Source organism: Candidatus Pelagibacter sp. HIMB1485, from assembly GCF_052048055.1.
Taxonomy (GTDB): Bacteria; Pseudomonadota; Alphaproteobacteria; order Pelagibacterales; family Pelagibacteraceae; genus Pelagibacter.
The window spans coordinates 285,420-310,036 of record NZ_JBNAIN010000001.1 but is presented as its reverse complement, the minus strand read 5'-3'; the positions used below and the strand labels follow the sequence as shown (position 1 = coordinate 310,036).

Below are 24,617 nucleotides of genomic sequence, written 5' to 3'. Positions count from 1 at the left end.
TTTTGATTATACAGCTAGCTTATAAGCAAAATTTTTGCCTAAGTTTTCTTTAAGATCATTGTTAAATCTTGCTGCCTCAGCTCCATCAATAATTCTATGATCATAAGACAAAGAAATCGGTAGCATTGTTCTAGTTTGAAACTTTCCATTTATATAAATTTGTTTTTTCTCTGATCTACCTACTCCTAAAATTGCTACTTCAGGATAATTTATTATTGGTGTAAAAAATGATCCACCTATTCCACCCAAACTAGTAATAGTCATTGAACCACCAAACAATTCTTTTTTATCTATTTTTAAATTTCTACAAAGCTCACTTACCTCTCTCAACTCTCTACTAATATGAGAAATTTTTTTATTATTAGCATTTCTAATTTTTGGAACCATTAGTCCATTTGGAGTGTCTACAGCTATACCTATATGGTAATATTTTTTCATTGTCATTTTACCTGTTTCAATTTCATCAATTGAAGAATTAAAACTTGGAAATTTTTTTAACGAAGCAACTAAAGCTTTTACAATAAATGCTAAAGGAGTAATTTTAATTTTTTCTCCCGTATAAATATCAGTCAAAGAATTTCTGAAGTTTTCCATTTCTGTAATATCAGCCTCATCATGATTTGTAACATGAGGTATAGTGGTCCATGAATTTGTTAAATACTTTGATGATAATTTTTTTACTCTTGGTATATCTTTGATCTCTATTTGACCAAAATCTGAATGCTCAAATTCATTTTTGATTTTGCTTGGTTTTTTTTCCTCAACAACCTCAGTGTTATTGTTTGATCTTAATGCTACAAATTTTTTGATATCTTCTTCAACAACTCTTCCATCTCTCTCACTTCCTAAAACTTTATTTATATCTACACCGAGTTCTCTAGCAAATTTTCTAGCTTTTGGGCTTGCTGATGAAATATTAGATACATTATTTAAAACTTTAGTTTCTTGTTGAACTTCAGGTTTTATTACTTCAATTTTTTTAAATTCTTTTTCTATTATTGGCTTCTGTTCAACTTTTTTATTTATCTGTGATGACTTTTCTAAAGTTAAAATTAAATCTCCTTCAGATACTTTGTCTCCAACTTTTATATTTAAGTTAGAAATTTTACCTTCAAAACTAGATGGTATTTCTACGCTAGACTTATCACTTTCTATTGTAATTAAAGGGTCATTTTTTTTTATTGATTGGCCTTTTTTTACCAATACTTCGATAACCTCAACATCTTTAAAATCTCCTATGTTTGGTACCTTAATTTCAATATCTGACATTATAATTTTGTTGGCATAGGTTTATCGCCATCAATTTTGTATTTTTTCATAGCATCTTTTGCATATTTTGAAGCTATCAATTGTTCTTTTGCTAAAATGCTTAATCCATAAGCTACTAAATGTTCTTTATCTACCTCAAAGAATTTTCTTAAATTTTTTCTAGTATCACTTCTTCCAAAACCATCTGCACCTAGAGAATAAAAGCTCTTATTGTTTGTGTAAGGTCTTATTTGATCAGAGTTCATTCTCATATAATCAGATGCTGCCATAATTGGTCCTTCAGTACTTCCAAGACATTGCTCTACATATGATTTTTTAGGAGTTTTGTCGGGATTTAGAAGGTTGTATCTTTCAACTTCCATCCCATCTTTTCTTAACTCATTAAAACTTGTAACACTCCATATTTCACTATCAATTTGATAGTCGTTTTGTAAAATTTCAGCTGCTGACATCATCTCTCTTAAAATTGTTCCTGAGCCTAAAAGTTGAAGTTTTGTTTTTTTATATTTGTTAAATTCCTTTATCTTATACATTCCTTTAAGAATTCCCTCTTCACAATTTTTATCCTTAGGCATTTCAGGATGTGAATAATTTTCATTCATTGTTGTAATATAATAAAAAACATTTTCTTTCTTCTCATGCATTCTTCTTAGACCCTCTCTAAAAATAGTTGCTAATTCATAGTGAAATGTAGGATCATAAGTTACACAATTAGGAATTGTTGATGCAATCAAATGACTATGTCCATCTTGATGTTGTAATCCTTCACCTGCTAATGTTGTTCTTCCAGCTGTTGCACCAACTAAAAAACCTCTAGCTTGGCTATCACCAGCAGCCCAAGCTAAATCTCCAATTCTTTGAAATCCAAACATAGAATAAAAAATGTATATTGGAATCATTTCAATATCATGATTTGTATAAGCAGTTGCAGCTGCAATCCAAGAAGACATCGCTCCTGCCTCATTAATTCCTTCTTCAAGTACCTGTCCGCTTTTATCTTCTCTATAAGAACTTAGTTGTGCAGCATCTTCGGGCTCATATTTCTGTCCTTCATGAGCGTATATTCCAATTTTTTGAAAAAATCCTTCCATACCAAATGTTCTTGCTTCATCTGGGATAATTGGAACTAATCTAGGTGAAATATTTTTATCTCTCAACAAATTAGTTAACATTCTGACCAGCGCCATTGTGGTAGACATTTCTTTTTCACCAGTTGAAACTTTCATAAAATCAAAAATATCTTTTGATGGTGCTTTAATAGGTTTTGCAAAGGTTGATCTCTCTGGCAAATAGCCTCCTAGTTTAAGCCTTCTTTCTTTTATGTATCTAATCTCTGGAGATTTCTCATCAGGCCTAAAGTATTCTATGTTTCTAACTTGTTCATCAGTTAGGGGAACGTCAAAACGATCTCTATAATACATAAGATCATCCACATCTAATTTTTTAGTTTGGTGAGTAGTGTTTACACTTTCACCTGTTTTTCCCATTCCATATCCCTTGATTGTTTTTGCAATAATAACTGTTGGACTTCCTTGGTTTTTAATTGCTTTATCATAAGCTGCGTATACCTTATGAGGATCGTGCCCTCCTCGATTTAATCTCCAAATATCTTTATCTGACATAGATGAAACCATCTCCAAAGTATCTGGATTTTTTCCAAAAAACTTTTCTCGTACATATGCACCATCTCTTGCTTTCATAGCTTGGTATTCACCATCTACAGTTTCATTCATAATTTTTACTAATTGACCAGTTTTGTCATTAGCTAACAATGAGTCCCAGTATGAACCCCAAATAACTTTTATGACATTCCATCCAGCACCTCTAAAGCTACCTTCAAGTTCTTGTATAATTTTTCCATTTCCTCTTACAGGTCCATCAAGTCTTTGAAGATTGCAATTAATTACAAAAATTAAATTATCTAGTTTTTCTCTAGCTGCTAATCCAATTGCACCCATAGATTCTGGTTCATCCATTTCACCATCTCCTAAAAAAGCCCATACCTTTCGTCCCTCATCTTTAATCAATCCTCTATTGATTAAATATTTCATGTATCTTGCTTGATAAATTGCAAGCATTGGTCCTAACCCCATCGAAACAGTCGGAAATTGCCAAAAATTTGGCATTAGCCAAGGGTGAGGGTATGAAGATAATCCTCCAGGTTTTACTTCCTGTCTAAAACTATCTAGTTGTTTCTCAGTTAATCTACCCTCTAAAAATGCTCTAGCATACATTCCAGGTGCACTGTGTCCTTGGAAATATACTAGATCACCTCCAAATTTATTGTTTTTTGCTCTCCAAAAATGATTCATTCCAACATCATATAAAGTTGCAGCAGATGCAAAGGTTCCTATGTGTCCACCTAATTCTGGAAATTTTTTGTTAGCTCTTACTACCATTGCAGCTGCATTCCATCTGATCAGAGATCTTATTCTTCTCTCAATATTTTGGTCTCCATTTGATTTTATTTCAGCCTCAGGAGGAATGGTATTTATATACGGAGTATTTTGGGTGTAAGGAATATTTGCTCCTTCACGATAGGCTTTGTTGATTAATTCCTTAATTAAAAAATGAGCTCTTTGATTTCCATCTTTTGAAATTACTGCAGATAAAGATTCTAGCCAATCTTGAGTTTCTAAAGGATCTGTATCTAATACATTTGTAACTTGAATTATAGATTGTTTTTTTTCTTTAGCTGGCTCTGGAACATTCACCAGCTCCTCTTTTTTATTTACAGCCATAGCTTCCTCAGCTTGTTTAATAATATTCTCTGTATCTTTAGGAAGATTGGTCTCTGGGAGACTTTTGGTTGAATTGCTTAAACTTAAAAGTAAATCACCTTTTGAAACTTTATCACCTACTTTGACATTAATAGTATCAATTTTTCCTGAAATAGTTGATGGAATTTCAACACTAGATTTATCACTTTCAATTGTAACTATTGGATCATTTTCCTTGATTGTGTCTCCTGGCTTTACAAGTAATTCTATTACCTCAACATTCTCAAAATCACCAATGTCAGGAACAAGTAGTTTTTCGCTCATTATTTAAAAGGCTTATACACTCAAATAAAATATATTTTTATGTTATTTTATCACATTAATTAATCTTTTTATGCAAAGCTGTGTTTTAATTGAACAAAATTTGTTAATAAAACCATAAAATACAGTATCTTTAATAAAATTAATTTTGGACCGCTGGCCAAATTGGATAAGGCGCTCGGCTACGAACCGGGAGATTCCAGATTCGAGTTCTGGGCGGTCCACCAAAAAGGAAAAAAATGATTGATTGGCTATTAAAAGCTTCTTTACAAAAATCAGTAATTTACTTTTTTATAATTATTACATTGTTATTATTGCTATTAACAATTGTATTGTAAATTTTATGAGTAATGAGTTTGAACAAATAAGTCTAACCCCAGGGTTCATGAAACATAATGGAGGTGTTTTGTTTAGAAACATCTCTGAAACTGAATATGAATTTAAATCTACTATAAATGAAAATCACTTAAATGCTGCAGGAATAACTCATGGAGGCTATCTATCAGCATTAATAGATGCTGGTGCTGGAACCGCAGCTCACAGATCTGCTGGTAACGCTCCATGTGTAACTATTTCGTTAGATATTAAATTTATTGGTGCCTCAAAAGTTGGTGATGAAATTATTGGGCACACAAAAATATTAAAAAAAACAAATACATTAATATTTTTATTTTGTGAGCTAAAATGTAATAATAAAATTATAACATCAGCAACTGGAGTTTGGAAAATTTTAAAAGTTAAACCTTCAAACTTAGGTCCAGGTGGTTAACTCATTCCTTTCTTCTGATATTAAAATATCCACAAATAACTAATAAAATTAAAGCAATTGGATAAACTATATTTTTCGATGGTCTATCAGAATTTTCAATTTTGAATTCACTGATATAATCTCCCATTTCAAAACCATTTTTTTTTGCTTCTCCATTCCATTTTAAATTATCAACTATTATTTTTTCATCCTGCTCTAATAAAGTAATCCCATAATCCTCTAGAGTAAAATGATCCTCAAATGTATTTTTTGATATTACAAAAAGCTTATATCTTTCTCCATATAAACTAGGTCTCGTTATTTTAATTTGAATTTCTTTTTCTGAATCTAATTTTAATGAATTTATTTTACTAATTTCTTCATAATTATATTTTGGATAAAATTTATTTAAAACAAAACCTGGAGACAACAAAGAAATAGAAATGATTAAAAAAATAATAATTTCGTACCATTTAAGTTTATTTATAAACCATCCTTGTGTCGCTGATGTAAAAACTAAAATTCCAATTAATGAAGTTATAATAACAACTAGTCCATGCCAAATATTCTCAATACCAATAAGTAAAAGTTCATGATTAAATAAAAAGACTATTGGTAATATTCCTGTTCTTAAACTATACCAAAATGCTTGAACACCAGTTCTCAATGGATCTCCTCCAGATATTCCCGCAGCTGCATAAGAGGCTAGTCCTACTGGCGGTGTTACATCTGCCATCAGTCCAAAGTAAAAAACAAATAAATGAACTGCTATAAGTGGAAAAATAAACCCAGATGCATTTCCAACATCAACTAAAACAGTTGCCATCAAAGATGCAACCACAACATAGTTTGCTGTGGTTGGTAAACCCATTCCTAACAACAAACATAAAATTATTGTTAAAAATAATAGTATTGTGACGTTATCTTTAGCAATAGATTCGATAACAATAATTAAGTTTGTACTTAAGCCTGTTGAGCCAACTGCACCTACTATGATACCAGCTGTAGCAATTGCTATACCAACTGCTACCATATTCAATGCCCCTTTTTCAAAACCAACGATTGTTTGATTAAACCATTCTTTAAAAGAATCTTTAGAATAATTATTTTTAATTATTAAGTTGATTAGATTTACTAAAATTAAAGTAATTGTTGCATAAAAAATTGAATACGAAGCAGTGAACCTTAAATAAACAAGAGTATAAATTAGAACAAAAATAGGAATTAAAAAGTGAATTCCAGATAAAAATGTCTTTTTCAAATTTGGAACATCCGCATCGTCCATTCCTTTGAGATTTAATTTTAAAGCTTCTAGGTGAGATATATAAAATAGAGCAATATAGGAAATAATTGCAGGTAAAAAAGCATGTTTAACTATTTCAAAATAAGTAACCCCAATAAAACTTGCCATTACAAATGCTGCGGCACCCATCACAGGCGGCATTATTTGTCCATTTACAGATGATGAAACCTCAATCGCACCTGCCTTTTCTTTAGAGAAACCTGTTTTTTTCATTATTGGAATAGTAAATGTTCCAGTAGTTACGGTATTAGCAATTGATGATCCTGAAATTAAGCCAGTCATTCCTGAACCTAGAATTGCGGCTTTGGCTGGTCCACCTCTCATTTTACCAACCATCGCAAAAGCTAAATCTAAAAAATATTTACCACCACCTGCTGTTTCAAGTAAGGCACCAAATAAAACGAACAGAAAAATAAAATCTACGGAAACCCCAATAGGGATTCCAAATATTGCCTCTTGGTCCAACCATTGAAATCCTACCAATCTATTTAAAGACAAGCCTCCATGAGATATTATTTCAGGGGCATACCTTCCAAAATATGAAAATAATAAAAAACAAGTTGCAATGATTACCAAAGGTAATCCAATTGCTCTTCTTGTGGCCTCTAAAAGAATTAAAATACCACATCCTCCTAAAATTAATTCCACTGGAAAATTAAATGTATCAGTGATTTCCAAACTTAAAAGGACACCACCCCTCTCTACTAGTTGATCATAAAAAAAATAAATATAGAGACAAGAAAAAGCACCTACAAAACTTATAATAATATCAAAAAATGAAATTTTTTTTCCTTTTGCTACCGGGTAAATTAAAAATGCTAAAGTTAATGCAAATCCTAAATGTATTGCTCTAGCCGGTAAACCTTTGAACATTCCAATATTCAACATAAATGGAAATGGTGATGCGTACCAAAGTTGAAATAAGGACCAAATGATAGCTATTGCAGATACTACCTTTAAATGAAATCCAGTAATGTTTCTAGTTGGTGATAAATCCTCGCTTATTTTATTTTTTATATTGGCACTAATTGAATCACTCATAAGAAATATTCATACCATAAAAAAAAGGCCCGGTAAAAATTACCAGGCCTTTTAAAAAGTAAAAAACTTAGATTACATTAATCCAGCTTCTTTATAATATTTAATTGCACCAGGATGTAGTGGAGCAGATAAACCATCTTTAATCATGTTTTTCTTTTCCAAAAATCCAAATGCTGGATGTTGTTTTTTGAAATCATCAAAGTTTTCAAAAACTGCTTTTGTAACTAAGTATACTAATTCTTCAGAAACATCTGCCGAAGTTACCACAGTTGCTTTAACACCAAATGTAGTAGCATCTTTTTTCTGTTTTGTATAAGTGCCTTTAGGAATTACAGCCTGCGCATAATAATCAGCACCATCAATTAAGCCTTGAACTTCTGGTCCAGTCAAATTGATTGGAGATGCTTTAGCGGCACAAGTTGCTGCCTGTTCCATTGCACCATTTGGAAATCCAACCGAATAACCAAATGCATCAATTTTACCATCACATAAAGCTTTCACTTGCTCTGAAGAAGTTAACTCTGTTGTTGATTTAAAGAAACTATTATCAACACCCATAGCTTTCATTAGCTCTTCCATAGTTCCTCTCTGACCAGAACCAGGGTTACCAATGTTTACTACTTTACCTTCTAAGTCTGCAAAATCTTTAATTCTTGCTTTTTTTCTAGCCCAAATTTGAAAAGGTTCATTGTGAACTGAAAACACAGCTCTCAAATCACTAAACTGTTTTCCTTCCCATTTGCTTGAACCATTCACTGCGTGATATTGCCAGTCAGATTGAGCTACACCAAATTGAAATTCTCCAGCTGCTATTTGTCCAATATTGTAGTTTGAACCACCTGTCGATGGAGCAGTACATCTATACGCTTTAGCTGTACCTTTTTTTCTACCGTGCTCAGCACTAATTGCTGATTTATGAAGCATTTTACATATAGCGTTACCTGTTTGGAAATATACTCCAGTAGGTCCACCAGTTCCTATCGTGAAGAACTCAGCTGATTTAGCAACTGTAGTTAAGGACAGTGATGCAAATAAAATCAGTAAAGCACTTGATAGGGATGTGATTATTTTTTTCATTATTTTTCCCTCTCTATAATTGTATGTCGTTATTTTTTATAAATTAATCTTACCAAAAAATTATAATAGATGTATAGGCTGATTTTAAAGATTTTCTGACCATTTTTTTAAATTATCAACACCTTCTACAACCTTTGGTGCCAACTTTTCGATTATATTAAAATCAATAGATTGATCTTCCTTAATACTATTCATGAATTTTTCTCCATCAAAATCGGTAAAGCTTAATCTTGCAAGCATTTTACTTTCATTAAATCCAAAATCTGATCCAGGTAATAATGCAACACCTGTTTCTTTTAAAATATTTTCACACATTTCTGATGAAGTTTTAAATTTAGAATTTAAAAATTCAGGCATTAAATAGAAACCTCCTTGAGGTTCATTAATTAAAATTTTGTTTGATTTTAAATTTTGATAAACATAATTGCCGACAGCATTTAAAATATTTCTAGATTTATTAATGTATTTACTATGATTGTTTTCATATGCTTTTATTGCAGCATATTGGATAGGCGCACTTACTGCTGAAAAGGTTTCACTGGCTAAAACATTAATCATGTTTTTTATGTCGTTTAAGCTCTCTGGAACAATAAAATATCCCAATCTCCAACCACCAGCTCCACACCATTTACTTAGGCCGGTACTGATAATTGTTTTTTCAGGACAAAAATTTGAAATAGACTTATAATTTTTTGTAAAAGTCAGTTCTGAATATATCTCATCAGATAAAATTATAAGATTATGTTTATTTGCAACATTAGAAATCTCTTCCAAATTTTCACAAACTTGTCCTGAAGGATTATTGGGGGAATTTAAAAATAATAAATAATTTTTATTTTTATCTTTTAATATTATTTCCTCTATTTCTTGAGCTGTAGGGAACCAATTATTTTCTCTTTTTGTTTGTAAAATTTGAATTTTGTTTCTTCCTAATATTGCTTGTGGCGCGTAAGAAACCCAACTAGGTGCAGGCAATATAATTTCACCATCGAATATTACATGAAGTAAAAACATCAACTCTTTAGAGCCTGGTCCTATGATGACATTTTCAGAATTATATTCATAATTTTTTTTCTTTGATGTGTATTTTGCAACAGACTGTCTTAGTTCTGAAAGGCCTTGCATAGGCAAATATTTGTTTTGATACGCATTATTTTTAAGCTCCTCTACTACGTCTTGTGGAACTTTAAAGGGTGATTGTCCAAAACCAAATTTAAATATTTTTTTTCCTTCATCCTCAAGTTTTTTTGAAGCTTCATTAATTGCTAGGGTAGAAGATGGTTTTAAATCTTTAACTATATTTTTTAACATTTAATAACTTAACTGTTTCAAATTTTTGTATTGTTTTAAAACTTCTGGGTTTGCTAAAGCTTCTTTATTTTTAACAACACTTCCTTCTATAGTGCTTTTAACTGCAAGCTCAACAATTTTACCACTTTTGGTTCTTGGAATATCTTTTACAACAATTACTTTGCTAGGGACATGTCTTGGTGATGCATTTATTCTTATTTGAGTTTTTATTCTATTAAGCAAAGAATCATTAAGTATGTATTCATTACTCATTACAACGAAAAGAATTATTCTGATATCATTATCCCAAGATTGACCAACTACTAGTGCTTCTTTAATTTCTTTAAACTTTTCAACCTCAGAATATATTTCAGCAGTCCCAAGTCTTACACCTCCTGGATTAAGGGTAGTGTCAGATCTTCCATGTATAATAAAACCATCGTTATTTCTTCTTTCAGCATAATCACCATGATGCCAAGTATTTTTATATCTATTGAAGTAAGCTTTTTTAAATTTTACGTCATTTTTATCATTCCAAAATTTAAGAGGCATTGATGGAAATGGATTTTTACAAACTAGTTCACCTTTAGAATTTTTTAAAGATTTGCCGCTATCATTAAAGACATCAATATCTAAACCTAAGCCGGAATTTTGTATTTCACCAATATTTACTGGCTGATATATATTTCCTAAAACAAAACATGATACAATATCTGTACCACCCGAAATAGATGAGAGATGAACTTTCTTTTTAATATTTTTGTAAACATATTTAAAACCTTCACTTGATAAAGGAGAACCTGTTGAACATATTGTTTTTAGTTTTTGAAGTTTATATTTAAATTTAAGATTAGGTTCTAATTTTCTTAGAGCATCAATATATTTAGCACTAATTCCAAACAGAGTAATTTTTTCTCTTTGTGCTATTTTTAAAAGTAAATCACTTGATTTATACATTGGAGAACCATCAAAAAGTACTATTGATGCCTTTGAAGCTAACGAGCTTACTAACCAATTCCACATCATCCAACCACAAGTGGTAAAATAAAACACGTTATCATTTTCTTTTATATCGCAATGTAATTGGTGTTCTTTCTTATGTTGAAGAAGAACTCCACCAGTTCTATGGCAGATACATTTTGGTTTTCCAGTTGTTCCACTTGAATATAAAATAGTCAACTCGCTTTCGAAATCATACTTTTTAAAATTTATTTTTTCAGATTGATTTTGAATAATCTCACGCCATTTAATTAAATTTATTTTCTTATATTTACTTTTATTAGTGACATATTTTTTTCCAGGATAATTAACAATCACAACATTTTTAATTGATGGAATAGATTTTAAAATTTCAGATAATCTCTCTAATACATTAATTTTTTTCCCGTTGTAAAAATACTGGTCTGTAATGAACAAAACTTTTGGATTAATTTGAGAAAATCTTTCAACAACACCTTTAATACCAAAATCAGGACTGCATGATGACCAAATGCTTCCTATAGTACACGCTGCTATGAACGCCTCAACTGTCTCGATAGTATTAGGCATATAAGCTGCAACTCTGTCTCCTTTTTTAATTTTAATTTCCTTTAAAAACTTTACAATTTTGCCTGTACTTAAATTTAATTCTCTCCAAGATTTTTCTTCTCTAAAGCCATTTTCGCTTATAAAAGTGATTGCCTTATCATCATTATTTTTTGACAATAAATTCTCACCAAAATTTAACTTACTACCTGGTAGGAATAAATTTTTATAAAATATTTTAGATTTTTTAATTTTTTTTTTACTTTTCAATCCTTTAATTTCTGAAAATTCCCAAAAATAATTCCAAAACTCAGGAGAATTTTTAACAGTCCAATTTAAAAAAGTTTTGTAATTTAAATTAAATTTTTTTTTGATTTTATTTGAAATAAATTTCTCAAAAGCATAAAGATTTGAATTTTTTTTCTCTTTTAAAGATGCTTCCCAAAGTTTATTGGTCATTTTTATTTTATTAAATTACTATTATAGAATTAATCTCAATTATGATATTCTCATTAATATTAATATAAAAATGAGAACTTTTTACCCTCCGATTCGGTCATGTTTTAGTCTATTTTTGTTCTTTAGCACTAACAATATCTGGTAGGTAAAAAAAATTATACACCAAAGATAGAAATGCCTAAAAATAAAATTACAGCTGTTCTTGGTCCAACAAACACAGGTAAAACTCATCTTGCAATTGACACAATGCTATCTTTTGACAGCGGAATGATTGGGTTCCCATTAAGATTATTAGCAAGAGAGGTTTACGATAAAGTAATAAAAAAAATTAGTATAGACAAAGTTGCTTTAATTACTGGTGAAGAAAAAATAATTCCTACAAACGCAAAATATTATTTATGCACAGTCGAATCAATGCCTATTGAAAAACATTTAGAATTTGTAGGCATAGATGAAATCCAAATGTGTGCAGATCATGAAAGAGGTCACATATTCACAGATAGATTATTAAACTTAAGAGGTGAAAAACTTACGATGCTAATGGGTTCTAGTACTATTAAAAACATCATATCTAAATTAAACGAAGATTTAGAATTTATTAATAGAGATAGATTGTCAAGACTCACTTATGCCGGACATAAAAAAATATCAAGAATAAATAGAAAAACTGCAATCATAGCTTTTTCAGCAGAGGAAGTTTATGCAATAGCAGAATTAATAAGAAGACAAAAGGGTGGGGCAGCTATAGTTATGGGTTCATTAAGTCCTAAAACGAGAAATGCTCAAGTAGAACTTTACCAATCTGGAGATGTCGATTTTTTAGTAGCTACTGACGCTATTGGAATGGGAATAAATATGGATCTAGATTATGTATATTTTTCAAATCTTAAAAAGTTTGATGGAAAAAAATTAAGAAAATTAAATTTATCTGAAATAGGTCAAATAGCGGGAAGAGCTGGAAGATATTTAAATGATGGTGGTTTTGGAATAACTGGTGATTGTAAAGAAATTTCACCTGAAGAAGTCGAATTAATTGAAGGACATAAATTTGAAGAAATAAGAACTTTATTCTGGAGAAATTCTGATCTTAATTTCAATAACCCAAATTCACTGATTAAAAGTCTTGAAGAAAGACCCCAGATGGAATGGTTAAGAAAAGTTCACGAATGTGAGGATGAAAGAGCGCTAAAATATTTTATAAAAGATGAAAAAAATAATCTAGAATTTAACGAAAGAACTCTCAAATTATTATGGGAATGTTGTCAGATACCTGATTTTGTTAAAAAAACCTACGGCAATCATTATGAGGTGATCAGAAATGTTTTTAAATTTTTAAACAGTGAAAAAGGTCTAATTTCAGAAGACTACATGAGATTACAGCTCATGAAACTTGATAAATTAGAGGGAAATGTAGATTCTTTATCAAATAGAATTGCAAATGTAAGAACTTGGTCTTATGTTTCAAATAAAAATAATTGGGTAGAAAATCAAAATTATTGGATAGAAAAAACAAAACATTTAGAAGATAGACTTTCTGATAGACTTCATGAAGAACTTACCAAGACTTTTATCGACAAAAGAGCAAGTATACTTGCAAGAGGTTTAAAACAAGACATGGAATTCAAAACTGAGATATTACAGAACAATGACGTTAAAATAGATGATCAGTTTATTGGTAAGATCAAAGGTTTGAAATTAGAATTAGATTTAAAAAAAGGCTCTCTTGAAACTGATATCAAGTCATTAAAAAAAGCTGCTAGACAATCAATTGGACCTGAGTTTGATAAAAGAATTCAATCAATTATAGATACGGGATTAATAGATTTAAAAGAGGATTTTAAAATATATTGGAATGAATTTCCAATTGCTAGACTCTTACCAGGAAATGATTATTTGAGTCCTAATTTTACTTTAGTTGTTGATGACATTATTGAACAAAATCCGAAACAAAAACTAAATGATTTTATTCAAAAATGGCTAAACTCTAAAATAAGCGATGTCTTGAAAAGTTTAATAGATTTAAAAAACATTAAAGAAGATAAGTCTTCAATTAAGGCACTAGCTTATCAGCTTTATGAAAATAATGGTGTTTTAAAAAGAGAACAAGTTTCTGATTATTTAAAAAATCTTGAACAAATAGATAGAAAAGTACTTAGAGAATTGGGTGTAAAATTTGGAAGATACCATGTATTCCTTTATGAGCTTATAAAACCAGATGCTGTATCTTTAAGAACCTTATTGTGGAAAAATTTTCATCAAAAATTCTATAATTTAAAACCACCAACTTTTGGATTAAATTTTTTAGAAGATAAAGATTCTAAAAATAAAAACTTTATGCTTCTCTGTGGATTTGAAAAATTTGATAATTTTTTTGTTAGAATAGATATTCTTGAAAGACTCTTTGTACAAATTATTAATGCTACTTCAAAAGAAAATAATGAAATAAAAATGATACCTGAAATGTTAAATCTTTTAGGGTGCAGCAAAGAGAGCTTTAAAAAATTATTACAAAAAATGGGTTATAAAACTTATGAGAAAGATCAAGACATGTTTTTTAAATATAATCCTGTTAAAAAATTTAAAAAGATACACAACAAAAAAGTTTCAAATGAAAATCCATTTAAAGTTCTTAAAAATCTCAAGTTAGATTAATTTTATGTTTTTTAAAAAGACAGATAAAAAAGAAGAAAATAATTTAATAGTAAAAGTTTGTGCTTTATTAATCCATGCTGCAAAAATAGATGAAAATTATACTGACAAAGAAGAGGAAATAATTAAAAAAACACTTCTAGAGTTGGGCCTTGAAAGTGAAAAAATCACAAAAACTATACAAGATGCAAAAATTATTGAGGAAAATTCAAACCAAATTTTAGACTTCACAAGAGAAATTAAAAATTTACCTGAAAAAGATAAAATTAAAATAGTGGAAGCTCTTTGGTCAATTATTTATTCTAATGAAGATGCAGATATGTATGAAACAAATCTTATGAGAAGATTAGCGGGACTTTTATACATTGACAGTAAAACTATGGGGGATATTAAGCATAGATTAAAAGAGGAAAGTAAAGAGTGACTTATATTGTAAACGATAATTGTATTAAGTGTAAACTTACTGATTGTGTAGACGTTTGTCCGGTTGATTGTTTTTATGAAGGTAAAAATATGCTTGTAATTAAACCGGATGAGTGTATAGATTGTGGCGTTTGTGAGCCAGAGTGCCCCGTTGATGCTATAAAAGCAGATACAGAGCCTGGAAGCGAAAAATGGTTAGAGATCAATAAAAAATATTCAGAAATCTGGCCAAACATAAGTGAGAAAAAAGATCCCCCTGCGGATCACGAAAAATTTAAAAATGAGCAAAATAAGTACGAAAAGTATTTTAAAGAAAATCTTTAAAGGCAAATCAGATAAACAAATGACAAAAAAAGTTAAAAAGAAAAAAGTAACTAAAGTTAAAAAAGTTGTAAAAACTAAAACTAAAACTAAAACCAAAAAAGTCAAAAAAGTAGTAGTAAAAAAAGCTAAAAAAGTATTAAAAAAAATTCCAGATAAATCCCCTAAAATAAAAAAAGTTTCAAAAACTACTGAAACGTCAGATGAACCGAAAGTAGATAATTTAAGAATATCAAAAACTAATGAGGTTAAACCTGAGATAAAAAAAGTTAAAAAACAAGAAACTGAAAAAAGAGAATTTAAGATTAAAGACTATGTTGTTTATCCAAAACATGGTGTTGGTCAGATTACAGAATTTAAAAAAATAAATATCGGTGGTATTGATGTTGAAACATACGTTATCAAATTTGAAAAAGATAAAGCTAATGGTATGGTACCCGTTAACAAACAGTCTCACCTAAGGCCTTTAGCAACAATTAATCAAGTAAACAAATGTATTTCTATATTAAAAAGTAAGCCAAAAATCAAAAGATCAATGTGGAGTAGAAGAGCACAAGAATATGAGGCAAAAATTTCATCAGGTAAAATTTATGAATTAGCTGAAGTTGTAAGAGATCTAAACAAAGGTGATGATCTTATGGTTGATCAATCTTATAGTGAAAGACAACTTTTTGAAAAAGCTTATGAAAGAATGCAATCAGAATTTCAGATAATTTTAAATTTATCACCAGAAGACACTCAAAAAAAATTAGATAAAGCATTAAAGAGAAATGTTGGTGGACAAACACAAGCTATTAGCGCTACTCCTAAAACTCCAACTGCTGATTTACCTGTCGAAGAGCCTATTTCTGAAACTGACGAACCTATAGACGAATAAAAAAAACGCCTCTCACACAAAAAGTTATGAGAAGCGTTTTTTGTAAAGAATACTAAGTTATTATTTTCTTCTTTTCTTAGCCTTTTTAGCTTTTTTCTTAGCTTTTTTCTTAGCTTTTTTCTTAGTTTTCTTTGCCGCTTTTTTTCTTTTCTTAGGCATCTTTAGCTCCCTTTTTAGTTTAACGAATCAATTTGATTCGTTGTTAACTTATTTTTATTTTTTTATACAACTTATGTCAAATCATTAATTAAAAGCGAATTTTAAAAAAATTATTTTTTATTTTTTATTTATTATAAAAAAATTTTTTTATTAATTTAGTTAATGTTTATGCGGTAAATAAACTATTAATTTAAAGAAATTTAATAAAGTTTTTCTATTTCACTTTTATACTTTTCAATAATTTTATATCTTTTTAACTTTAAAGTTGGTGTCATTAATCCATTTTCAATTGTAAATTGATCTTTAATTACAAAAAACTTTTTAATTTTTTCTATCTTAGATAAGTTTTCATTTATTGTTTCTATTTCTTTTGAAATGTTTTCATCTGACACATTACTTTCATTATTATTTAAAACTAAAATAGCTATTAAATATGGTTTGTTATCTCCATAAACTAATGCTTGCTCTACAAATTCAATCTTAAGTAAATCATTTTCAATTTTCACAGGAGAAATATTGTCACCACCTGGTGTAATTAAAATATCTTTTTTTCTATCAGTGATTTTTAAATATCCATTTTCAAAATGTCCTATATCTCCAGTATATAACCAGCCATCCTTTAAAACTTTTTCTGTCTCTTGCTTTTTATTCCAATAGCCTAACATAACATTTTCGCCTTTAACCAGAATTTCACCATCGTCTGCAATTTTCACTTCATTACCACTAAAAGCAGGACCTACTGTATCTATCCTTATATCTTTTATTGGGTTGCAACTTACAACTGGAGAGGTTTCAGTTAACCCATACCCTTGTAAAGTCGGTAAACCTATCGAATTTAAAAAAACACCCACTTCTTTATCCAGCGCACCTCCTCCAGAAATGAATGCTTTTAGAGAACCTCCAAATTGAGCTTTTATTTTTTTTCTAACTATTTTTTCGCAAATTGTGTTTTGCACTTTTTCAAAAAAAGTAAGTTTTTGATTTGTTAGTACTTTTTCTCCAAGATAAAGCATTTTATTTATTAGAGATTTTTTAAAACCAGTAGCTTTATTAAAAGTCGAATTAATTTTTTGATACAGATTCTGATAAAATCTTGGAACAGCTGTCATAATATCGGGACTACATTCTCCCATATTTTTAATTAACTTATCTATACTTTCTGCATAATAAACTTCGGCTCCTACTGCTATTTGGACAAACTGAACGGTGTGTTCATAAGAATGCGATAATGGTAACCAAGTTAGGAATTTAGGTTTGTAAGATATTATCTCTTTTAAAAGTGAAATAGAACCTTCACAATTATTTAAAATCCCCCCATGGCTGAGCATTACTCCCTTGGGGTTACCTTGGGTTCCTGATGTATAAATAATACAAGCTACATCTTTTCTTGAAATTTCTAATTTTAAAAAATCGATCTCTTCACAATCGTTCTTTAGAAAAATGTCTTTAATACATAAAATATCTGATTGACTGTCAATTTGATCAAAGGTGATAACCTTTTTTATAAATGGCTTTGTAGAAATTATATTTTTAATTTTATTATATTGAACTTGATCTGAGACAACTATTACTGATGGATTACAATCATTAATTAAATATTCATAATCTCTTTCGGTGTAAGTGGTATAGGCTGGCACGGTAATTCCACCTGCTAACATTATCGCTAAATCAGATATCATCCATTCGGGTCTATTTTCTGAAATTAATAAACATCTATCTTTTTTTTGAATTAAAGATTTAAGCTCATCGCTTAATTTTAAAATATTCAAATAAGTATCTCTCCAAGAAAATTTATCGTTTGGATTTTTTAAGGATTTTAGAAAAATTTGATCTGCTTTTTCTTTTGTATACTGATTATAAAATAGTTCTAAAAGATTATTATAGTTTTTTATATTCATAAACTTTGGTGGGCGAAGAGAGAATCGAACTCTCACTTCTTGCGAAACACGATTTTGAGTCGTGCGCGTCTACCAGTTCCGCCATTCGCCCATTAAATTAAATTATAATTAAATAGTATAAGAACTAAAATTATATTAAAACCAAAAAATGTTCCAAAGTCTTTATAAAAAGTGTTTAAATTTAGCTGCTCACAAAAGTTCAAATTTGTACTTAGGAATTGTTTCCTTCACTGAAAGTTCGTTTTTTCCTATACCTCCAGATGTAATGATTGTTCCTATGGTGATTGCTAAAAAAAAAGAATATTTTAAAATATTTTTAATCGCATCTTTATTTTCAGTTTTAGGTGGAATTTTTGGATATTTACTAGGTTATTTGTTTTATGATTTAGCTATTCATGTAATTGAATTTTATGGTTATGAAAATAAAGTAGAAAATTTGAAGACAAGTTTGTCTCAAGGATCAGGTTTTTTTGCCTGGCTTAGTATTCTTTTTCTAGCAGGATTTACTCCACTTCCCTATAAAGCATTCACTATTGCTAGCGGTGTTGTTGGTTTTAGTTTACCAGTATTTATTGTTGTAAGTTTAATCTCGAGAAGTCTTAGATTTTTTATTGTTGCTTATTTATCTTATAAATTTGGTGACTTATTTACTGAATTCATGGAGAAGCATGGTTCAAAATGGTTCACTATAATTGGAATTTTAATAGTTATAGTATTAGGAATTATATTTTTAATTTTTAAATTTAATGCTTAATAACAAATCATTGTTTCTTAACCTAATTTTATTTGTCAGTTTCGTTGCTTTATTGTTAGCGTTCTTTATTGAATATGTTTTGGGCCATCAACCATGCAATCTTTGTGTCTTAGAGAGAATTCCATATGTAATTGCAATAGTAATTATACTCTTGAATTATAAATTTTCTCAGTTTGAAAAAATATTTTTGGTTTTATTGGTAATTGTTTTTTTAACAGCTACTATCTTATCAATTTATCATTTTGGTATTGAACAAGGATTTATCAAGGAATCTTTAGTTTGTGACCTAAAAAATGGCTCTGAGGCAACTTCCAAAGAAGAAATTTTAAAACAATTGCAGGAACAAAAAGTTAGCTGCAAAGATGTAACATTTAAAATTTTTGGATTATCACTTACAACTTACAATATTGTAATTTCTATACTAATTACAATCAATGCATTAAAAATTTATTTTAACTATGCCAAAAGTAAGTAAAAAAAAAATTGAAGAATTTATAAGGGTAGATCATGCTGGTGAGCGTGGAGCAGTTAAAATATATGAAGGTCAATTGTTAGCTTTAAATACATTTATCAAAGATGAAAATTTGAAAAAAATTATAGAAGATATGAAAATTCATGAAAAGGAACATAGTGAATTCTTTGAAAATGAAATTAAAAAAAGAAACATTGCTCCTACAAAACTTTTACCACTGTGGGATTTGCTAGGTGTTGGTTTAGGATTTGGTTCTACTTTGTTAGGGAAAAAGGCAGCCATGCTATGCACAGCATCTGTAGAGGAAGTAATTGATGAACACTACTTAAATCAAATTAATCAATTGGATGAAGATGAAAAATTTCTCAAAAACAAAATTACAAAATTTAGAGAAGATGAGCTTAATCATAAGGATATCGCTTATGAAAAGGGTGCAACTAAAAAAGGACCTTATAGTATTTTAGATAAAATAATTAAAACTGGTTCTAAAATTGCAATTAATATTTCTGAAAAAATTTAAGTTTCTAATTCAACATCCCAATACAAATAATCCATCCAACTTTTGTGTAAAAAGTTAGGAGGAAAGTTCTTACCATTTTTATGTAAATCTTCTGTTGAAGGTCTGAATGGATATTGATTTAATTTCATTCCTGAATGTTTTAATAATTTTCCACCTTTTTTTACATTACAAGCTGAACAAGCTGTAACAACATTGTCCCAATTTGTCTCTCCACCTTTAGATCTTGGAAGCAAATGATCAAAAGTAAGTTCCTCATTACTTCCACAATATTGACAAGAAAATTTATCTCTTAAAAAAACGTTAAATCTAGTAAAACTTGGTTTCGTTTGAGGAACAATATAGTCTTTTAAAGCTATAACACTTGGTAGCTTCATATTAAATGAAGGGCTTCTGATAGTTCTATCATAATGACTTACAATTATAACTCTATCAAGAAAAACTGATTTCACAGTGTCTTGCCATGACCATAATGATAGTGGGTAATAGCTTAGAGGTCTGTAATCAGCATTGAGAACTAATGCAGGACATTTTTCTAATGATACATCTTGTTCAATAAAGTTGTTCACATTAAAACATTAACTTAGTTTAGCATCATAATCAATATGATCAGATGTTAAATTTTTTTTAAAATATAATTTAATGCTGTACTTGATGCCTCGATAGGAATGTGATGGTCACAATTTTTTATTAATAACGTTTCAACAGGAATATTATTTCGAATTAAAAAATCTTTAGCTTCAAGTAAATGTGTTGATGGAACAATTTGGTCGACATCACCATGTATTAGTAATGTATCTGTGCTATTTTTTATTCTATCTTTCAAATTAATTTGATCTATTATTTTCCCTGAAAATCCTACGACACATAAAAATTTTTCACTTGAGGTAAGACCAACATTCAAAGACATCATGCAGCCCTGGCTAAAACCTGACAAACAAATTTGTTGATTTGATAAGTTATATTCAGTTTTAACTTCCTCAATAAATTTTTTAATAACATTTTCAGCTTTAATTGACTCTTCAAGGATATAAGATGAATCTTCTTTGGTTAAATCAAACCATTGATATCCTGAAGGATTAATTGCACACTTTTCATGTCCATTAGGACAAATAAAAATAGTGTTTGGCAAATGTCTTTTCCAATTTAAAGTTAACATACTTATGTCTTTTCCATCTCCACCATACCCATGAAGTAAAATTATCGCATTCTTAATTTCTGTTCCTTCTTCTGGCTTGATGATGATTGAATTAAGGCAAAATGTCATAGATGATTTATTATGTTTTTTATTTTTAAAAACACACTACAATAATAATATGTTTTCTGGAATATTAGTTAAAATTTTATCTATAGCTCTTTTAATAGCTGTTGGAATAGTTTTGGTTTTGGGTATTGGTACTTTATTTAAAGGTGGAGAAACAAGTAAAAAATATTCAAATAAACTAATGCAGCTTAGAGTTCTACTGCAGTTTGTGGCTATACTTGTTTTGGTAGCTTTCGCATATTTTTTTAAAAACTAATTATATTTCTCAATCCACTTTAAAAAATCTTTGTCATTAAAGTCTATGTCACCAAGAACCCTTGCAAATTCCTCACCTTCTTTATTTATAAATATTGATGTTGGAACTCCTCTTAGAGAAAATGTTTTAGCTAAAGTTACTTCTGGATCAAAAAAAGGTTCCAAATTTTTTAAGTCTAATTTCGCAAAAAATTCTTCAACTTTATTTAGTTTTTCTTTCCCAATATTAATAGGAAAAACTTTTAAATTATTAAGTGATGAATTTGCTTGCATATTGTCTAATGAAGGCATCTCTTCTTTGCACGGAGGACACCAAGTAGCCCAAAAATTTAAAACTAACAATTTTCCTTTGAAATCATTAATTTTAATTTTTTCATTTTTTTTATTTAAAAAAAATACATTTTCATACGTTTTTGGAACTTTATGAATAACAATATTTTTAATGTTTGGTAAATCACTAGCTTCTGCAGTTGTAATTAAAAAAATAAATAATGCTAAAATTCTCATATTAATTAGGTATAACTAAATATCATGGCAAAAAATAAAAACAACCAAGCAATATGGAACACGCGAATACAAAAGGAAGCGTCAAACTTATTTCAAAAAGTTGGTAATTCTATTGATATAGACAAGAGACTTTATAAAGAAGACATCCAAGGATCCATTGCACACGTTGAAATGCTTTTTAGACAAAAGATAATTTCCTTTAAAATAAAAAATAAAATTATTTATGGTCTAAATAAAATTTATAAAGAAATAACTTACAAAAAATTTGAATTTAATAAAAAATATGAAGACATTCATATGAATATTGAGAAAAGATTATTTCAAATAATTGGTGATGAAGCTGGATACATTCATACAGCTAGATCAAGAAATGATCAGGTAATAACTGATTTTAAAATTTGGATTAAAACTGCAACAAAAGATATTAATAATAATATAGATAAAGTAATCAAAAGCACAATTAAACTGGCTGAAAAAAATATAGAGACTATCATGCCAGGGTTTACTCATCTTAAAAATGCTCAAGCTATATCATTTGGCCATTATTTAATGGCTTATGTAGAAATGTTTACTAGAGATAAAAAAAGATTTTTAAACAATTTAAATTGTTTAGATGAAAGTCCATTAGGTGTAGCAGCTCTATCAGGCACTTCATTTAATATAGATAGAAATTTTACATCTAAAAAACTTGGATTTAAAAGACCAACCAATAATTCAATAGATACAGTTTCAGATAGAGACTTTGTGCTGGATTTTCTTTATGCAGTTTCAGTATGTTCAATGCATATTTCTAGAATTGCAGAGGAATTAATTATATGGAATTCAGATGGATTTAACTTAATTAACTTATCAGATAAAGTTGTTACAGGCTCTTCGATTATGCCTCAAAAAAAGAATCCTGATCTCTTAGAATATCTAAGAGGAAAAACTGGTACTTCTTACGGAAATTTTTTTTCTATGTTAACGATACTAAAAGGCTTGCCACTATCCTACTTTAAAGATTTACAGGATGATAAGGAATTGGTTTTTAATTCTAATGATACTTTAATAAATTGCTTAAAAATATTTGATGAAGTTTTAAAAAATTGCAGTGCAAATAAAAAGAAGATGCTTGAACTTGCAAATACAGGTCATATTACAGCAACAGATCTAGCTGATTATTTAGTTAGAGAACACAACATGTCGTTTAGAAAGGCATATCAAAAAACAGCTGCTATTGTTAACATAGCTGAAAAAAGAAAGAAAAATTTAAACGAATTAAGTTTAAATGAACTTAAAAAAATTGAGCCAAAATTGACAGAAAAGGTTTTAGAAATTTTCAATTTAAAAAACTCTATAAATTCAAAAAAATCATTTGGGGGAACTTCTTTTGAAAATATTAAAAAAATGATAACTAAATATAAAAAATTAAAATGATAAAAAAAATCACATTTATGTTAGTTATGTTGCTACTATTATTTTCATGTGGCAAGAAAGGTGACCCTGTATACAAAGAGGACAAAAAACAAGTTTATTTAAATCTATTCTCTAAAAATAGAGTGTAATGAAATACATAAATAAAAAATTATCTATTGATAAAGTTAACTTTTTAAAAATTGCAAAAAAATATGGTACTCCAACATATTGCTATTCTTACTCAAGGTTAAAAAAAAATATTTTAAATTTTAAAAAAAATTTTAAATCAATATCACCATTGATATGTTTTGCAGTTAAATCAAATACCAATGTAAATTTAATAAATGAAATATCAAAATTTGGTTTTGGAGCTGATGTAGTATCTGTTGGTGAAATGATGATGGCTCTTAAAGCAGGTATTAGTCCAAAAAAAATTGTCTTTTCAGGAGTTGGTAAAACTACAAATGAAATAAGTTACGCAATAGATAAAAAAATTTTACTAATAAACGCAGAATCGAAAAGTGAAGTAGTAGAAATAAATAGAGTGGCTAGACAAAAAAATAAAATTGTAAAAATTGGTTTAAGATTAAATCCTAATACTGATGCAAAAACATTAAGCCAAATTTCGACTGGTAAAAAGGAGAATAAGTTTGGTGTAAATGAAAAAACATTTTATGAAATAATTGAATATTGCAAAAGTTCACAAAATATAGATCTTAATTGCCTAAGTGTTCATATTGGAAGCCAAATTTTAGATCATAAGCCTTATGAAAAGATGCTTAAAGTAGTCGATAATATTTTAAAGAAAACATCTCATACATTTGAATACATCGATTTAGGTGGTGGTATGGGAATTTCTTATTCAGATAAAAATAAAAAACTTAATTATAAAAAATATAATTTAGCTATTAAAAAATTTTTAAAAAATAAAAAATGTAAAATTATATTTGAACCAGGAAGATCTATAATAGGAAATTCTGGAACATTGATTACAAAAGTAATTTATATAAAAGACAGTGAAAGTAAAAAATTCATTATATTAGATGCAGCAATGAATGATTTAATGAGACCAGCATTATATGGTGCAATTCACAAAACTTTACCTGTTATTAAATCTGGAAAAGTTTCTAAAAAAACTTATGAATTTGTAGGACCTATATGTGAAACTACAGACAAGTTTGTAACTATTAAAAACTTTCAGGAACTTCAAGAAAAAGACTATGTTGCAATATGTGATGTTGGTGCTTACGGAATGTCACTAAGTTCAAATTATAACTTAAGAACAAAACCATTAGAAATATTAATTAAAAACAACAAAATAAAAATAATTAGAAAAAGACAAAAGCATAAAGATTTAATTTAGCTTTTGAGACA

22 protein-coding genes and 2 tRNA genes are annotated in these 24,617 nt (G+C 28.8%); 13 read left to right on the top strand and 11 right to left on the bottom strand.

Translation table 11 applies throughout. The features are described 5' to 3' along the window. Positions 1-6: 6 nt before the first annotated feature. The gene (locus ACTTA4_RS01650; protein ID WP_440633256.1) at positions 7-1,269 is read right to left on the bottom strand and encodes a 2-oxo acid dehydrogenase subunit E2; all 1,263 of its coding nucleotides are present in this window, start codon (positions 1,267-1,269) and stop codon (positions 7-9) included. Then, positions 1,269-4,313, bottom strand: coding sequence for a pyruvate dehydrogenase (acetyl-transferring), homodimeric type (gene aceE / locus ACTTA4_RS01645; RefSeq protein WP_440633255.1), 3,045 nt, complete (start codon positions 4,311-4,313; stop codon positions 1,269-1,271). Before aceE ends, ACTTA4_RS01650 begins: the two co-directional genes overlap by 1 nt. A 147-nt stretch (positions 4,314-4,460) precedes the next feature. Between aceE and ACTTA4_RS01640 the strand changes: the two genes are divergently transcribed. Together ACTTA4_RS01640 and ACTTA4_RS01635 are read left to right on the top strand one after the other, a co-directional pair. Then, a tRNA-Arg gene (locus ACTTA4_RS01640) sits at positions 4,461-4,537 on the top strand. 116 nt (positions 4,538-4,653) lie between these two features. Then, a complete protein-coding gene (locus ACTTA4_RS01635; protein WP_440619311.1) occupies positions 4,654-5,079 on the top strand; it encodes a PaaI family thioesterase in 426 nt (141 codons plus the stop codon). A 1-nt stretch (position 5,080) separates the two neighbouring features. Here the strand turns inward: ACTTA4_RS01635 and ACTTA4_RS01630 are convergent, their stop codons facing one another. From ACTTA4_RS01630 to ACTTA4_RS01615, 4 genes are all read right to left on the bottom strand, one after another. Continuing rightward, entirely contained in the window at positions 5,081-7,402 is a 2,322-nt protein-coding gene (locus tag ACTTA4_RS01630; RefSeq protein ID WP_440633254.1) for a TRAP transporter permease, read from the bottom strand. 72 nt (positions 7,403-7,474) lie between these two features. Next, positions 7,475-8,479: a TAXI family TRAP transporter solute-binding subunit gene (locus ACTTA4_RS01625; protein ID WP_262590104.1), complete on the bottom strand. Its 1,005-nt coding sequence runs from the start codon at positions 8,477-8,479 to the stop codon at positions 7,475-7,477. Positions 8,480-8,563: 84 nt separating this feature from the next. Beyond that, a complete protein-coding gene (locus tag ACTTA4_RS01620; protein WP_440633253.1) occupies positions 8,564-9,790 on the bottom strand; it encodes a pyridoxal phosphate-dependent aminotransferase in 1,227 nt (408 codons plus the stop codon). Beyond that, positions 9,791-11,752: an acetoacetate--CoA ligase gene (locus ACTTA4_RS01615; protein WP_440633252.1), complete on the bottom strand. Its 1,962-nt coding sequence runs from the start codon at positions 11,750-11,752 to the stop codon at positions 9,791-9,793. A 174-nt stretch (positions 11,753-11,926) separates the two neighbouring features. Here ACTTA4_RS01615 and ACTTA4_RS01610 point away from each other — a divergent pair, with 174 nt between their 5' ends. Genes ACTTA4_RS01610 through ACTTA4_RS01595 form a run of 4 tightly spaced genes read left to right on the top strand, consistent with a single transcriptional unit; the run spans position 11,927 to position 16,022 of the window. Then, positions 11,927-14,404, top strand: coding sequence for a helicase-related protein (locus tag ACTTA4_RS01610; RefSeq protein WP_440633251.1), 2,478 nt, complete (start codon positions 11,927-11,929; stop codon positions 14,402-14,404). 4 nt (positions 14,405-14,408) lie between these two features. Continuing rightward, positions 14,409-14,825, top strand: coding sequence for a TerB family tellurite resistance protein (locus tag ACTTA4_RS01605; RefSeq protein WP_440633250.1), 417 nt, complete (start codon positions 14,409-14,411; stop codon positions 14,823-14,825). Next, a complete protein-coding gene (gene fdxA, locus ACTTA4_RS01600) occupies positions 14,822-15,148 on the top strand; it encodes a ferredoxin FdxA (protein WP_075484280.1) in 327 nt (108 codons plus the stop codon). Before ACTTA4_RS01605 ends, fdxA begins: the two co-directional genes overlap by 4 nt. Next, positions 15,105-16,022 carry a CarD family transcriptional regulator gene (locus tag ACTTA4_RS01595; RefSeq protein WP_440633249.1) on the top strand — a complete coding sequence of 306 codons (918 nt, stop codon included), beginning with the start codon at positions 15,105-15,107 and terminating at the stop codon, positions 16,020-16,022. The genes fdxA and ACTTA4_RS01595 overlap by 44 nt, the downstream gene beginning before the upstream one ends. Before the next feature lie 359 nt (positions 16,023-16,381). On the opposite strand, the gene ACTTA4_RS01590 is transcribed toward ACTTA4_RS01595, so the two are convergent. Together ACTTA4_RS01590 and ACTTA4_RS01585 are read right to left on the bottom strand one after the other, a co-directional pair. Further along, positions 16,382-18,079, bottom strand: coding sequence for an AMP-dependent synthetase/ligase (locus ACTTA4_RS01590; RefSeq protein WP_440633248.1), 1,698 nt, complete (start codon positions 18,077-18,079; stop codon positions 16,382-16,384). Positions 18,080-18,085: 6 nt separating this feature from the next. Beyond that, positions 18,086-18,170, bottom strand: a tRNA-Leu gene (locus ACTTA4_RS01585). Positions 18,171-18,227: 57 nt separating this feature from the next. On the opposite strand from ACTTA4_RS01585, the gene ACTTA4_RS01580 reads away from it, so the two are divergent. From ACTTA4_RS01580 to ACTTA4_RS01570, 3 genes are read left to right on the top strand one after another with little or no spacing between them, the layout of a single operon-like run. After that, positions 18,228-18,833 carry a YqaA family protein gene (locus ACTTA4_RS01580; protein ID WP_440633247.1) on the top strand — a complete coding sequence of 202 codons (606 nt, stop codon included), beginning with the start codon at positions 18,228-18,230 and terminating at the stop codon, positions 18,831-18,833. After that, positions 18,826-19,308, top strand: coding sequence for a disulfide bond formation protein B (locus ACTTA4_RS01575; protein WP_440633246.1), 483 nt, complete (start codon positions 18,826-18,828; stop codon positions 19,306-19,308). Before ACTTA4_RS01580 ends, ACTTA4_RS01575 begins: the two co-directional genes overlap by 8 nt. Beyond that, positions 19,292-19,825 (top strand): demethoxyubiquinone hydroxylase family protein, encoded by a 534-nt coding sequence (locus tag ACTTA4_RS01570; RefSeq protein ID WP_440633245.1) that lies wholly within the window; start codon positions 19,292-19,294, stop codon positions 19,823-19,825. The genes ACTTA4_RS01575 and ACTTA4_RS01570 overlap by 17 nt, the downstream gene beginning before the upstream one ends. Here the strand turns inward: ACTTA4_RS01570 and ACTTA4_RS01565 are convergent. Next, positions 19,822-20,391, bottom strand: coding sequence for an HNH endonuclease (locus ACTTA4_RS01565; RefSeq protein ID WP_262590094.1), 570 nt, complete (start codon positions 20,389-20,391; stop codon positions 19,822-19,824). The two genes, ACTTA4_RS01570 and ACTTA4_RS01565, sit on opposite strands and share 4 nt — an antisense overlap. 47 nt (positions 20,392-20,438) lie before the next feature. After that, complete coding sequence (locus tag ACTTA4_RS01560) at positions 20,439-21,089, bottom strand: alpha/beta hydrolase (protein WP_440633244.1); 651 nt, start codon at positions 21,087-21,089, stop codon at positions 20,439-20,441. 49 nt (positions 21,090-21,138) lie between these two features. Between ACTTA4_RS01560 and ACTTA4_RS01555 the strand changes: the two genes are divergently transcribed. Beyond that, positions 21,139-21,342 carry a twin transmembrane helix small protein gene (locus tag ACTTA4_RS01555; RefSeq protein WP_262590092.1) on the top strand — a complete coding sequence of 68 codons (204 nt, stop codon included), beginning with the start codon at positions 21,139-21,141 and terminating at the stop codon, positions 21,340-21,342. Here the strand turns inward: ACTTA4_RS01555 and ACTTA4_RS01550 are convergent. Then, entirely contained in the window at positions 21,339-21,848 is a 510-nt protein-coding gene (locus ACTTA4_RS01550) for a TlpA family protein disulfide reductase (protein WP_440633243.1), read from the bottom strand. The two genes, ACTTA4_RS01555 and ACTTA4_RS01550, sit on opposite strands and share 4 nt — an antisense overlap. Positions 21,849-21,872: 24 nt before the next feature. On the opposite strand from ACTTA4_RS01550, the gene argH reads away from it, so the two are divergent. The 3 genes from argH to lysA are packed head-to-tail and all read left to right on the top strand — an operon-like array spanning position 21,873 to position 24,606. Beyond that, positions 21,873-23,264: an argininosuccinate lyase gene (argH, locus tag ACTTA4_RS01545; RefSeq protein ID WP_440633242.1), complete on the top strand. Its 1,392-nt coding sequence runs from the start codon at positions 21,873-21,875 to the stop codon at positions 23,262-23,264. Continuing rightward, positions 23,261-23,392 (top strand): hypothetical protein, encoded by a 132-nt coding sequence (locus tag ACTTA4_RS01540; RefSeq protein WP_440633241.1) that lies wholly within the window; start codon positions 23,261-23,263, stop codon positions 23,390-23,392. The genes argH and ACTTA4_RS01540 overlap by 4 nt, the downstream gene beginning before the upstream one ends. Beyond that, positions 23,392-24,606, top strand: a complete 1,215-nt coding sequence (gene lysA, locus ACTTA4_RS01535) for a diaminopimelate decarboxylase (protein ID WP_440633239.1) — start codon at positions 23,392-23,394, stop codon at positions 24,604-24,606. Before ACTTA4_RS01540 ends, lysA begins: the two co-directional genes overlap by 1 nt. Positions 24,607-24,617: the final 11 nt, after the last annotated feature.

What these genes read in the sequence shown, in the direction of transcription:
- ACTTA4_RS01625 (WP_262590104.1), bottom strand. Translation starts at nt 8,479, where the DNA reads ATGAAAAAAATAATCACATCCCTATCAAGTGCTTTACTGATTTTATTT.
- ACTTA4_RS01620 (WP_440633253.1), bottom strand. Translation starts at nt 9,790, where the DNA reads ATGTTAAAAAATATAGTTAAAGATTTAAAACCATCTTCTACCCTAGCA.
- ACTTA4_RS01560 (WP_440633244.1), bottom strand. Translation starts at nt 21,089, where the DNA reads ATGACATTTTGCCTTAATTCAATCATCATCAAGCCAGAAGAAGGAACA.
- argH (WP_440633242.1), top strand. Translation starts at nt 21,873, where the DNA reads ATGGCAAAAAATAAAAACAACCAAGCAATATGGAACACGCGAATACAA.
- lysA (WP_440633239.1), top strand. Translation starts at nt 23,392, where the DNA reads ATGAAATACATAAATAAAAAATTATCTATTGATAAAGTTAACTTTTTA.
- ACTTA4_RS01580 (WP_440633247.1), top strand. Translation starts at nt 18,228, where the DNA reads ATGTTCCAAAGTCTTTATAAAAAGTGTTTAAATTTAGCTGCTCACAAA.
- aceE (WP_440633255.1), bottom strand. Translation starts at nt 4,313, where the DNA reads ATGAGCGAAAAACTACTTGTTCCTGACATTGGTGATTTTGAGAATGTT.
- ACTTA4_RS01570 (WP_440633245.1), top strand. Translation starts at nt 19,292, where the DNA reads ATGCCAAAAGTAAGTAAAAAAAAAATTGAAGAATTTATAAGGGTAGAT.
- ACTTA4_RS01595 (WP_440633249.1), top strand. Translation starts at nt 15,105, where the DNA reads ATGAGCAAAATAAGTACGAAAAGTATTTTAAAGAAAATCTTTAAAGGC.
- ACTTA4_RS01610 (WP_440633251.1), top strand. Translation starts at nt 11,927, where the DNA reads ATGCCTAAAAATAAAATTACAGCTGTTCTTGGTCCAACAAACACAGGT.
- ACTTA4_RS01635 (WP_440619311.1), top strand. Translation starts at nt 4,654, where the DNA reads ATGAGTAATGAGTTTGAACAAATAAGTCTAACCCCAGGGTTCATGAAA.
- ACTTA4_RS01630 (WP_440633254.1), bottom strand. Translation starts at nt 7,402, where the DNA reads ATGAGTGATTCAATTAGTGCCAATATAAAAAATAAAATAAGCGAGGAT.
- ACTTA4_RS01555 (WP_262590092.1), top strand. Translation starts at nt 21,139, where the DNA reads ATGTTTTCTGGAATATTAGTTAAAATTTTATCTATAGCTCTTTTAATA.
- ACTTA4_RS01550 (WP_440633243.1), bottom strand. Translation starts at nt 21,848, where the DNA reads ATGAGAATTTTAGCATTATTTATTTTTTTAATTACAACTGCAGAAGCT.
- ACTTA4_RS01575 (WP_440633246.1), top strand. Translation starts at nt 18,826, where the DNA reads ATGCTTAATAACAAATCATTGTTTCTTAACCTAATTTTATTTGTCAGT.
- ACTTA4_RS01605 (WP_440633250.1), top strand. Translation starts at nt 14,409, where the DNA reads ATGTTTTTTAAAAAGACAGATAAAAAAGAAGAAAATAATTTAATAGTA.
- ACTTA4_RS01615 (WP_440633252.1), bottom strand. Translation starts at nt 11,752, where the DNA reads ATGACCAATAAACTTTGGGAAGCATCTTTAAAAGAGAAAAAAAATTCA.
- ACTTA4_RS01650 (WP_440633256.1), bottom strand. Translation starts at nt 1,269, where the DNA reads ATGTCAGATATTGAAATTAAGGTACCAAACATAGGAGATTTTAAAGAT.
- ACTTA4_RS01540 (WP_440633241.1), top strand. Translation starts at nt 23,261, where the DNA reads ATGATAAAAAAAATCACATTTATGTTAGTTATGTTGCTACTATTATTT.
- ACTTA4_RS01590 (WP_440633248.1), bottom strand. Translation starts at nt 18,079, where the DNA reads ATGAATATAAAAAACTATAATAATCTTTTAGAACTATTTTATAATCAG.